The 11,421-nt window shown below is 49.6% G+C and carries 9 protein-coding genes; 6 read left to right on the plus strand and 3 right to left on the minus strand.

Annotation, left to right across the window (positions count from 1 at the left end; translation table 11 throughout):
- Positions 1-162: 162 nt before the first annotated feature.
- The 3 genes from AC0YOA_RS02485 (at position 163) to AC0YOA_RS02495 (ending at position 3,720) form a co-directional block, all read left to right on the plus strand.
- Positions 163-1,806 (plus strand): type 2 periplasmic-binding domain-containing protein, encoded by a 1,644-nt coding sequence (locus AC0YOA_RS02485; RefSeq protein WP_475785257.1) that lies wholly within the window; start codon positions 163-165, stop codon positions 1,804-1,806.
- 68 nt (positions 1,807-1,874) lie between these two features.
- Positions 1,875-2,795 (plus strand): ABC transporter permease, encoded by a 921-nt coding sequence (locus tag AC0YOA_RS02490; RefSeq protein WP_475785258.1) that lies wholly within the window; start codon positions 1,875-1,877, stop codon positions 2,793-2,795.
- 73 nt (positions 2,796-2,868) lie between these two features.
- Positions 2,869-3,720 (plus strand): carbohydrate ABC transporter permease, encoded by an 852-nt coding sequence (locus AC0YOA_RS02495; protein ID WP_475785786.1) that lies wholly within the window; start codon positions 2,869-2,871, stop codon positions 3,718-3,720.
- A gap of 15 nt (positions 3,721-3,735) precedes the next feature.
- Here AC0YOA_RS02495 and AC0YOA_RS02500 read toward each other — a convergent pair whose 3' ends face one another.
- The gene (locus AC0YOA_RS02500; protein WP_475766255.1) at positions 3,736-4,329 is read right to left on the minus strand and encodes a TetR/AcrR family transcriptional regulator; all 594 of its coding nucleotides are present in this window, start codon (positions 4,327-4,329) and stop codon (positions 3,736-3,738) included.
- 232 nt (positions 4,330-4,561) lie between these two features.
- On the opposite strand from AC0YOA_RS02500, the gene AC0YOA_RS02505 reads away from it, so the two are divergent.
- Positions 4,562-6,040: an MDR family MFS transporter gene (locus AC0YOA_RS02505; protein ID WP_475785259.1), complete on the plus strand. Its 1,479-nt coding sequence runs from the start codon at positions 4,562-4,564 to the stop codon at positions 6,038-6,040.
- Between the two features lie 124 nt (positions 6,041-6,164).
- Positions 6,165-7,118, plus strand: a complete 954-nt coding sequence (locus tag AC0YOA_RS02510) for a TIGR03943 family putative permease subunit (protein ID WP_475785260.1) — start codon at positions 6,165-6,167, stop codon at positions 7,116-7,118.
- A 97-nt stretch (positions 7,119-7,215) separates the two neighbouring features.
- Here AC0YOA_RS02510 and AC0YOA_RS02515 read toward each other — a convergent pair whose 3' ends face one another.
- Positions 7,216-8,997, minus strand: coding sequence for a sensor histidine kinase (locus AC0YOA_RS02515; RefSeq protein ID WP_475785261.1), 1,782 nt, complete (start codon positions 8,995-8,997; stop codon positions 7,216-7,218).
- Positions 8,994-9,773, minus strand: a complete 780-nt coding sequence (locus AC0YOA_RS02520; protein ID WP_475766249.1) for a response regulator transcription factor — start codon at positions 9,771-9,773, stop codon at positions 8,994-8,996. The genes AC0YOA_RS02515 and AC0YOA_RS02520 overlap by 4 nt, the downstream gene beginning before the upstream one ends.
- 246 nt (positions 9,774-10,019) lie before the next feature.
- On the opposite strand from AC0YOA_RS02520, the gene AC0YOA_RS02525 reads away from it, so the two are divergent.
- Positions 10,020-11,360 carry an ABC transporter substrate-binding protein gene (locus AC0YOA_RS02525; RefSeq protein ID WP_475785262.1) on the plus strand — a complete coding sequence of 447 codons (1,341 nt, stop codon included), beginning with the start codon at positions 10,020-10,022 and terminating at the stop codon, positions 11,358-11,360.
- The last annotated feature ends 61 nt before the right edge of the window (positions 11,361-11,421 follow it).

The following is an 11,421-nucleotide window of genomic DNA, read 5'->3' on the forward strand; positions in this document are numbered from 1 at the left end:
TGATATTTTGCAGATGGAATTCGGGATATTAGGGATGTCAAATGCGATATTGAAGATCCCATTCTATCTGTTGACGATTCCCGGCAGCGGGTTAGAGCGGGATAATAAGTCGTGAGGCGCCTCGAACACATCAGAAAATAAATCGGGAGGTTACAAGCAATTATGAGTTCAATACGTTCACACAGAATCAAACTCGTTTCAATGGCTTCTATCGCCATCATGCTCTTCATTATAATGACGGGCTGCTCCGGCAATAAGGAAAACGCAAATTCTTCGAACGGCAGCAGTCCGGACACGGCCTCTCCTGACCAGACAGAAACGGCGGACCAGGGGGGAATCGCGGCCTATCCTCTAAAAACAGACAAAACGCTGACTTACTGGGCCGAATACGGCTCCACAAAAGCGACCATCGACGAGGTTCCATTCTTCCAGGAGTGGCAGAAGCGCACAGGTGTGCCGCTCAAATTCATCAGCCCCCCTGCAGGCCAATCCAAGGATGCGCTTAATATTCTGCTCGCATCCGGCGATCTGCCGGACATGATTGAATACGACTGGTTTAATTTCCCCGGCGGACCGGAAAAGGCGATTGCGGAGGGCTATATCCTCAAATTGAATGATATTATCGATCAATATGCGCCGAACCTGAAGAAATATCTCCAGGATCATCCCGATATTGACAAAATGGTAAAAACCGATAGCGGGAGCTACTATACCTTCCCGTTCCTGCGCGGCGACCCATTGCTGCAGGTCTATCAAGGACCCATTATCCGTGAGGATTGGCTCAACGAGCTTGGTCTGCAGGTACCGGTAACGATGGACGACTGGTATAACGTGCTAAAAGCCTTCAAGGAGAAGAAAGGCGCAGCCGCCCCGCTCTCATTTGATTACAATTTCCTTGACAATGGCGCATTCGTAGGCGCATTCGGCACAACCCAGGGCTGGTTCCAGGAGAACGGCGTCGTGAAGTTCGGCCCGATGCAGCCCAGGTACAAGGAATTTCTGAGCACCTTCCACAAATGGTATGCCGAGGGACTCCTTGACAAGAATATTGCCAATGTGGATGGAAAGGCATTGGACGCCAACATCACGACGGGAGCTTCTGGCGCCACCATTCACAACTCGGGGAGCGGCATCGGCAAATGGACGCCGCTGCTGGAAGAGAAGGTCCCCAAAGCCAAGCTGATAGCCGCTCCCTATCCGGTTATCCATAAAGGCGATGTACCGATGTTCGGGCAAAAAGACCCCCAATATACAACCGGGACGAATGTCGCGATTACCTCCAAAACAGAAAACGCAGAGCTCGCAGCCCGTTTGCTGGACTGGGGCTACGGTGATGAAGGACATATGTATTTCAACTTCGGCCAGGAAGGCGTCAGCTATGAAATGAAGGACGGCGACCCCATTTACACGGACCTGCTGTTGAAAAATCCGGACAAACTGTCTCCCTCGCAGGCCATGTCCCTGTATATCCGCGCCAATTACGGCGGTCCTTTCGTGCAGGATTTACGGTATAACCTGCAGTATCTGAGTCTTCCCCAGCAGCAATCCGCTCTTGAAACCTGGGCTAAAACAGATGTGGACAAATACAAGCTTCCGCTCGTTACGCCAACGCCGGAGGAAGCCTCCGAGCTTGCGCAAATTATGAATGACGTTGATACGCTTGTGGATGAGATGGCATTGAAAATAATTTTGGGCAATGAACCAGTTGATGCTTACGACGGCTATATGGATAAACTGAAAACGCTCAAAATTGATCGGGCCATGGAAATCCAGCAGGCCGCTCTTGATCGCTACAATAAGCGCTAAACTGCAAATGATTACGGAGGGGCGGGTGGATTTGATGCCTCCCCCTCCTCCATTATGGAAGGAGATTTATGAATAAATCTACATTCAGCGGAAGATTTGTCAGGGATTTTCTCGTCAACCGATACCTGTATGTAATGATGCTGCCGGTTATTGCCTATTATGCCGTGTTTCATTATGCTCCCATGTACGGCGTACTGATCGCCTTCAAGGATTATTCGCCAATGAAAGGCATTATGGGCAGCGAATGGGTAGGCTTGGCACATTTCAAAGCCTTTTTCGACAGCTATTATTTCCTGCGCGTATTGAAGAATACTATTGTTATCAGCGTATATTCGCTTATCTTTGAATTTCCCGCTCCAATACTATTGGCCTTGATGATTAACGAGATTCACAGCAAAGCCTATAAGAAAATAGTTCAATCGGTTACTTATATGCCTTATTTTATTTCCATGATCGTGATCGCCGGATTGATCCGCGATTTTACAGACAGCAGAGGAGTTATCAACACCATCTATATGTTTTTTGGCGGAGACGGAACTGCGATGCTGCAGCATCCCGATTTGTTCCGCCCGATTTATATCCTGTCGGAGATCTGGCAGAAGGTAGGATGGGAGTCGATTATTTATCTTGCCGCTCTGATGGGCATTGACCAGGAGCAGTACGAAGCTGCGCGGATTGACGGGGCTGGACGATTGAAGCAAATCTGGTATGTAACCCTTCCGGGCATTTTACCGACGATTGTGATTCTGTTCATCCTGCGGATGGGGAATTTGCTTAATGTGGGATTCGAGAAAATCATTTTGCTCTATAATCCGGTTATTTATGAAAATGCCGATGTGATCTCCTCTTTCGTTTACCGCAAAGGTCTGCTCGAATTTAGCTGGAGCTACAGCACCGCAGTCGGCGTATTCAATTCCATCATCAATCTGATGCTGCTCGTGATGGCCAACTGGATCAGCCGGAGAGTCAGCAATAACAGCCTGTGGTAGCCCATTCAATTATGAGCATTGGCTGCATGTTAAGGAGGGAATCACCGCTTTGAAAACTACCCCGTCGGAGAGAATGCTTCTCGGCGTCATCTATTGCCTGCTGTTCATCTTGATGATCATCACCCTGTATCCGCTCCTCCATGTTATATTCGCATCTTTCAGCAATCCGAATGAAATTATTGCGCATAGAGGCGCGCTGTGGAAGCCGCTTGGCTTCAGCCTGGAGGCGTACAAGCTCGTATTCACCAACCCGAGCATCTATATTGGCTACAGGAATACATTATTTATCGTCGTAATAGGCGTTTCCTTGAACCTGTTCGTAACAGCGCTCGGCGCTTATGTCCTGTCCCGGAAAAATGTCATGTGGAACGCATGGTTCATGATGATGATTACCTTTACCATGTTCTTCAGCGGAGGACTTGTCCCCTTATACCTGGTCGTAAAAGGTGTAGGTCTGACGAATACCCTATGGTCGACCATACTGCCGTTCGCCATCTCGACCTTTAATCTGATCATCATGCGAACCTCATTCAAATCCATACCGGACAGTCTGGAGGAATCCGCGAAGATCGACGGAGCCAATCATTTTATCATATTGTTCCGGATTATTATCCCGCTTTCCCTGCCTGTCATTGCGGTTATGGGACTTTATTATGCGGTGGAAAAATGGAATGGCTGGTTCTACGCTTCAATCTTCATTCAGGATCATAATCTGTATCCGCTGCAGATATTCCTCAGAGAGATTCTGATTCTAAGCTCAACGGACAACATGTCGTCGGGCTCTGCGGTTGGCGAGCAGTTTCAGGTCGGTGCAACGATTAAATACGCAACGATCATGGTAGCCACTTTCCCGATCCTGTGCATTTACCCCTTCATTCAACGTTTTTTTGTGAAGGGCGTAATGATTGGAGCCCTTAAAGGCTAACAGGATGGAGATAGATTAGCCAAACAAGGGATCAATGTATAAGCTGATCAGCTTATGCTTGATCTCTTCTTTTGTATAACCGCGTTCGTTTCGCATAAAAAGAAATAATTCAGGATTCAGGGATGCCAGAATCATATCCGCTATAAAAACGGCATCTTTAGCGGTTTCTTTGGCTGGTTCGGTTTCAAGGATCAAATCATGAAAGGCTTTATGCATATTGATGTATAAATCCGATTGATAATACAGCGTTTGCCGCTCTTCACAGGTCGGGGCTTGTATGGAAACCAGCCAATCGGAATGGCTTTCGATGAAATTCAAAGCAATCTCCAGCGCCATGGTGATACGTTCCCTCAATGGAAGATCCTTATTATCCAGATAATTCTGAATGTCCTCGCATACATCCTCGCTGCTTTCCTTCATCAGATCCTGGCAAATCTCACCCTTATGGGCGTAACGGCGGTAAAGAGTCCCCTGGCCGATTCCGGCCGACTTTGCGATTTGGTGCATGGTAACGCCATCAACGCCAAATTCAGCGAACAGCAGCTGCGCTTTCTGTAAAATAATGCGCCGATGCTCAATCGCGTCTTTGCGCTCTTTTCGGACTTTCATATATTCAACACCTCTTTTTCCAAAAGTGCATGACAAAATCAATTGACAAGTGGACATTTGTCCGGTATATTGAGATCAATTAAACGGACAAATGTCCGAATATTGATAAACAGGTTTGTACCGCTGTATAGCCGTATTGTACTCTCGAGGACTACCGGGGTCAAGAGAGTCGTACACACTGCTGCGGATACACGCCATTTATAATCTATTGTTAAATTACAGGAGGTTGGATATGTCAGCTGGACCGGCAAAAGATTTGACGAATGTCAAGCCGCAAACGATCAAAGAAATCATAGTGCCTCTCATTACCATTATTCTGGGGTTGTTCATGGTCGTGCTCGATGGATCAGCCGTGAACGTAGCGCTCCCCAAGCTTTCAACGGCCTTTGACTCCTCGCTTAATACGCTGCAGTGGACGGTAACGGGTTATGTTCTTGCCAATGCAGCCGTGATTCCGCTCGCAGGATGGCTGTCGGACCGGTTTGGGGCGAAACAGATTTTCCTTTTCTCGGTTGGCTTCTTCACCCTTGGTTCCCTGCTCTGCGCAATTGCGACAGACCCTACCCAATTAATCATTTACCGCATTATTCAAGGGGTAGGCGGCGGAATGGTTATGCCGATCGCATTCGCGTTCATCTATAAGCTCTCACCTCCCGCCAAAGTCGGCGCCGTAATGGGGATCATGGGCATTCCCGTCCTGCTGGCCCCTGCTCTTGGTCCGTTATTAGCCGGTTGGCTGGTCGACTACGCGACATGGCAGTGGATATTCATCATTAATATCCCGATAGGAATCCTGGCTACGATTATAGGTATCCGTTCTTTGCCGAGCATTGAACGTCAAGCGGTGAAAGGACTGGATATTTGGGGAATGCTGCTCGCTCCGATCGCCTTTGCCGGATTGTCTTACGGGGTCAGCGAGGGCGTTCACGGCTGGTCCTCCACAAAAACGGTGACGGGACTTACAATCGGCATTATCGCCCTGGTGTTGTTTGTCATTGTCGAGCTTCGCCATAAGCAGCCGATCCTCGAGCTGAGGGTTTTCAAATCCATGGATTTCAGCAAAGCGATCGTCATTCAATGGATATCGCAAATCGCCCTTTTCGGCTCCATGTTCATCGTTCCCCTGTTCCTGCAGCAGGCCCAGAACTACAGCGCGTTTGACACTGGCCTGATCATGCTGCCGCAGGCGTTGGCGGCTGCGATATTCATGCCGATCAGCGGCGCTCTGTTCGATAAAATCGGAGCCCGGCCGTTAGTTATGGCAGGCATGGCTTTTGTCACTGTCGCCACCTTTATGCTGACCCGGCTCTCCGCAGCTGACGGGGTATCGACTTTAATTCTTCCGCTCGCCCTGCTGGGAGCCGGAATGGGACTTTCCCTGATGCCGCTTAATACGCACTTGATCCAGGCGTCGCCGCCAAATCTGGTTGGCCGCGTCACGTCGCTCACCAATGCCGCTCAACAAGTGATGAACTCGTTCGCGGTCGCCGGTTTGATGACGATTCTTACCAGCAACATGAAAACATTTATGCCTGCGGACGGCAAGCCGACCATTGAGACATGGACCGCTTCGTTCTCCGGCACCTTTAAAGTGCTGGTGTACATCGCAATTGTCGGCGTAATCTTGGGAATCATGCTTAAGAAGCCCAAGAAGGCAGCCGGGGAAGAAGCCAGTGCCGAACAGCTGGAAGCAAGCAAAATGTTTATCTAATTGCTGTTCACATAAAAGGGATGCCGCTGGATTTATTCAGCCGGTGTCCCTTTACCTATTTATGCCGGTACTTGTGATAAAATAGAAACGTACGGCAAACAATAGATGGGGAGGCTTCGGGCGGATGATACGGTTCTTTGTTTTGGTTGGTTTTGTATTGATGTTCTCTCACATACATACGCAAGGGGATCTGAATAAGTATATTAATACGAAGTATGCCTACTTGTCCGTCAGTGCAATCGTTCTGCTTTCAGTGCTCAGTTTATTCGAATTCATCCGTTTCTACCGCCATGAAAAAGCAATCGAAAAAAGAAAAGCCAATGCTCAGACACTTGAGCACAGCCATAAGGATGAACAGGTTGGCGGTCCTGGCCATGAGCACGGAATCGGGCATGATCATACGCATGAACACGGCGGTGAACAGGGGCATGGACACGATCATGGCCATTCCCATGGCGGCACTTCCAAACTAATAAAAAACTTGACGTATTTGATCCTGCTTTTCCCTGTTATTACGGGCTTTTTTCTGCCGGTCCAGGTTCTGGATTCAAGCTTTGTCAAAGCCAAGGGCTTCTCTTTCCCCCAGATTGAAGCTTCCGTCAACAGCCCTGGAGAGCATCAGTTTCTAAGGCCGAATACCAGTGTTTTCTATGGGGCCGAAGGATATAAAGAGGTGAAGAATGCGGAGCTGTCCGAGTTTATTGACCGTGACGAGGTCATTCTGGGAGACGAGGAATACCTGAAAGGAATAGAAGCCATTTATAATTACCCGGGCGCTTTTTTGGGAAAAACTGTCGCCTTCGACGGTTTTGCCTATCAGGGGGAACAAGTCAATGAGAATCAGTTCTTCGTCTTTCGTTTCGGATTCATACATTGTGCAGCCGATTCCGGCGTGTTCGGGATGCTGGTCGATTTCCCCGACGGCACGGAATTAAAAAACGATGACTGGGTTCATGTCAGAGGCAAGATTACCTGGCAGTTTTATCAGCCGTTCAAACAAACGATTCCTGTGCTGACTGTAAGCCGGTGGGAGCCGATCTCAGCTCCGGACGATCCATATGTATATCGAACCTTCTGATTATTCCGGCGGGTCACGCTCGTACGACCGTGCTGCCCTCGCAAGTGAACGGGTCCAGTTCCTGCCATTTCTCATGGTTTGGAACTGGACCCGTTATTCATAATCTGCCATTAGCCTCAGGCAGCTTCGCGTTTGGAATCGGCACTTTAATATATACTGCCGTTCCCAGCCCTTTCTTGCTGTTGATCCGAATCCCGTATTCATCTCCGTAAACCAGGCCGATACGCTTGCTGGTATTGGTAAGCCCAATCCGGGAAACCGCGTCTTCGTCCATAGCCAGCCGTCCGCGAAGCATAGTCAGCTTCTCTTCATCCATCCCCACGCCATTATCGATCACGGCCATCTCCAGATGGTTCACTTCCCTCCTGACCTTGATTTTGATCCTGCAAAAAGCTTCCTTTTCCTTGATCCCATGGTAGATGCTGTTCTCCACCAACGGCTGAAACAGCAGCTTCATCACACGGAAATCACCCACATCGGGATCTATTTCCCACATAATGTCAAATTTATCTTCGTATCGGAATTTCTGTATTTCTATATAATGGCTCAAATTCTCAAGCTCCGTATCGATCGTCACCGTCTCCTGCGGGTCCGTCAGCGAATAACGCAGGATTTGGGATAAATGATCAATGATCGAATTAGCCTGGTTCGGCCTTCCAGTCAGCGCAATCGTCTCCCAATTTAAGGTTTCCAGCGTGTTAAACAGAAAATGGGGATTAATCTGCGACTGCAGCGCAATCATCTGCGCAGCCTGAAGCTTGTACCTTCTCTCCGAGAGCTGCACCTTCAGATAGCTTTGCTCCAGGAAGGTTTTTACGATTTTATGGACGATGAGCCCGTATTCATCCGTATAACGCGGGACGGTCGAAGGCAGCGGCCTCTCGTTCTCGGCAAGCTGTATAATGCGGATGATGCCCGATATCTGGCGATAGTTGCGCCTCGTCATGGTTAAGGCGAAGGTGAACCCGATAACGACCGAGAGCACGAGCAGCACCACCGTCAATTTAATGATCAGGACAGGCACCTGGTACAAGGCGCTTTGCGGTACAATGGAGATATAGTTCCAGCCGTAACGGTCGGAATGCAGCTTGGAGACCATATAGGAATCCTGATCGGTCGCAACCGTCAGGGATGGCTGTGCCGAATCGACAATGGTCCTTCGCAGCGCTGCGTCTCCCAAATAATCGCCTGTTCCATCGCTGAACACGACGCGGTTGTCGCTGTCCATGACCAATACGCTTTGTTCCTTCATGGTGGACAAGGCTTTCATCTGCTGCTCGATATAGTCCGGTTTGATATTCAGGACGAGCACCCCGTTCGGAGCGTCGATGCGCCGAAAGATGGAGATGATCCTTTTGGGGCTTTCCTCAAACGAATACGGGGTTACTTCACGTGTCTCGATCCATTGCGAGACGTCGGAAGCTCTATGAAGATAGCTGTTGTACCACCCGGTATCATAGAAATTCGTGAATGTGGATAGGCCGTCCTTGGAAGACAGAAACCGGCCATTCCCATTCGATAAATATAAATAAAAGGAATCGATATACGGCCTTGCATCGGCCGGAGCGCTCATAAAGCTGTCGATAATGTCGAAGGCGATCAGCTCCTCCGGATTAAGCGAACGATTGCGGAGTATGGAGCCCACTGCCTGAAGCACCTTGCTGCTGTTCCCGTACACCAGACTCATGGGATCCGATTCGCCAAGAATCAGCTCCACATTCTCCTTGGTCTGGCGGAGCAGATTCTGCGAGCTGTTGTTCAGATTCGATTTGATATACGTCTGGGTTACCCCCACTGTAAGCGCGCCCATCAGAATCAAGGCGAACAGCAGCGGCAGCATGAAGGTTATCAGATGCTTGTAGAAGAATTTGGTCTTCATAACGGATGATCGCGGTATTCACGGGGACTCTTGCCGTAATACTGCTTGAACGCCCTGGAGAAATTCTTCGCATTATCGTATCCCACGATCAGCGCAACCTCGTAGGAGCGGTTGTTGTAATCCCTCAGCAGCTCGGCCGCCTTGCGCATTTTGATGGAAAGCACATAATCGGAAAAATTGACGGAGGTCCACTTCTTGAAGTATTTGCTCAAATAGTGCTTGTTCATGTGAAACGCCTCTGACATGCTCTCCAGAGAAGCGTCGGCATAATGGTCGGCGACATATTGCTCGATCGCTGCGATTTTCTTCTCGTGGTAGCCTTTATCCTCCGGATCCGCTTTATCTGCGGATGAATCGGACGGGATAATTCCTGCACCAGCACCGGAAACCTCCGCCGTCTCTGCGTCAAGATCGGTACGGATGAGCTCGAAAAGTCCGGCAATCTCCTTGTATTGCGTCGGTTTGACCAAATATTGCCTGACGCCGTACTCAAGCGCCTTTCGCGCATATTCGAATTCCTTATGCCCTGTGAGAAAGACGACTTTGGCCCCGTGCCTGCGTTCGTAAAGCGCTTTCGCCAGCTCTATGCCTGTCATGCGGGGCATGACGATATCCGTGAGAATGACGTCCACATGATGCTTGTCCACATAATCAAGAGCCTGAAGCCCGTTCGCGGCTTCCGATACCACGTCAAAACCGATTTCATGCCAGGGAAAGAAGGTTCTGAGCCCATTGCGGATTTTGGTTTCGTCGTCGACGATCAACAGCTTGTACATATGCCTGACCCCTCCAGTCTTGATCGAACGAATACTTTCTATTATAGGGGATATGACAGCGCTGACAACCCAATCCCATCAATTGGGGCTAAAAGACAAAAGAAGCGTCTTTTTTTGAAGGAAAAGGCGCATGATAACGGTTAAATGATGAAACCTTTTGACAAACCTGAGGGATTTAAACGCTTTCAGATCCTTGTTACTATATTACTTGCAAAGGCTTACAACTATGAACAGGGGGAAACAAAAATGAAAAAACGGGCAGGCTGGATGCGCATGGCAATCCTGCTGAGCACTGCTGCGGTTCTATTCGCCGGCTGCAGCTCAGCAAACACAGGGAACAATGCTTCATCCGGGACAGAAAATGCAGGTTCAGGCGACAGCGGCAAGAAGGTGGCGCTCCGCTTCTCCTGGTGGGGAGACGAAACGAGACATCAGGCGACCTTGGCTGCAATCAAGATGTACCAGGAAGCCAATCCCAACGTGACGATCGAAGCTGAATACGGCGGGTTTGACGGCTACGAGCAGAAAATCAAAACGCAGCTGGCAGGCGGCACGGCTCCGGATATCATGCAGCTCGATACCCCATGGCTCGCCGAACTGAACAAAAGCGGCAAGCTTCTCGTCGATTTCAGTCAGGAGAAATCCATTGATCTCAGCAAATTCGACGCTGCTTTTCTGAAGGACTTTGTGACCGTTAACGATCAGACGATTGGACTGCCGATGGGCATCAACGGACGCGCGCTTCTGATGAACAAGACGCTTGCCGACAAGTTTGGCATTTCGCTGGACCAGCCCTTTACCTGGGATTCCCTGCTTGAGGCGGCCCGTAAAGTCAGGGAGCAGGATAAAAAGTATTATTTGCTGAACGCAGACTCCGGTATCGTGCAAATGATGTTTCAATCGATTCTGAGACAGCGCACCAACGCTCCGATGGTCAAGGATGACAACACGCTCTCCTTCAACAGAGAGCAGGCGATTGAAGGCTTCCAATGGCTTCTTGACGCATACGATGCCGGCGTATTCCAGCCTTACGGAGAAAGCCAGCTGTTCTATGCGAAGCTGGAGCAAAATCCGAAATGGATCAACCAGGAATTTCTCGGAATTGAAGCCTGGAGCAGTGAAATCACCAAGTATGCGGGAGTGCTGCCTGAAGAGGCGGAATCGCAATCGGTCAGCCCTCCTGTTTTTGACGATGCCTTGACCGGGGCCTCCCTTGTCCGTCCTTCGCAAGTCGTGAGTGTGAATAAGGAATCCAAAAATACGGAAGAAGCCGTCAAATTCGTCAACTGGCTGCTGACCGATAAAGAGGCTGCGGTGGTGCTTGGCGATACACGCGCCGTTCCTGCCGTAGAATCGTCCCGACTGGCGATCGTCGAGGCGAAAAAACTCGATCCGGACGTTTCCACCGCTGTCGAGGTGGCTTCATCCCATCCGGCGACACCGGATAACGTCATTTCGCAAAATTCGCAGCTCAGTGAAGTGCTGAAGGATGTCCTGCAGAAGGTTGCTTTCAAAACGCTGACCCCGGACAAGGCAGCGGATGAGCTGATCGAACGCCTGAACGAGAAAATCGCCGAAGTCTCATAATCTGTGGTTATCGCCGCAATGCCGCTCCGGGACAGTGGCATTGCGCTTTCATAACGAACAC

The sequence above is a fragment of the Paenibacillus sp. JT22N12 genome (genome assembly GCF_056269365.1).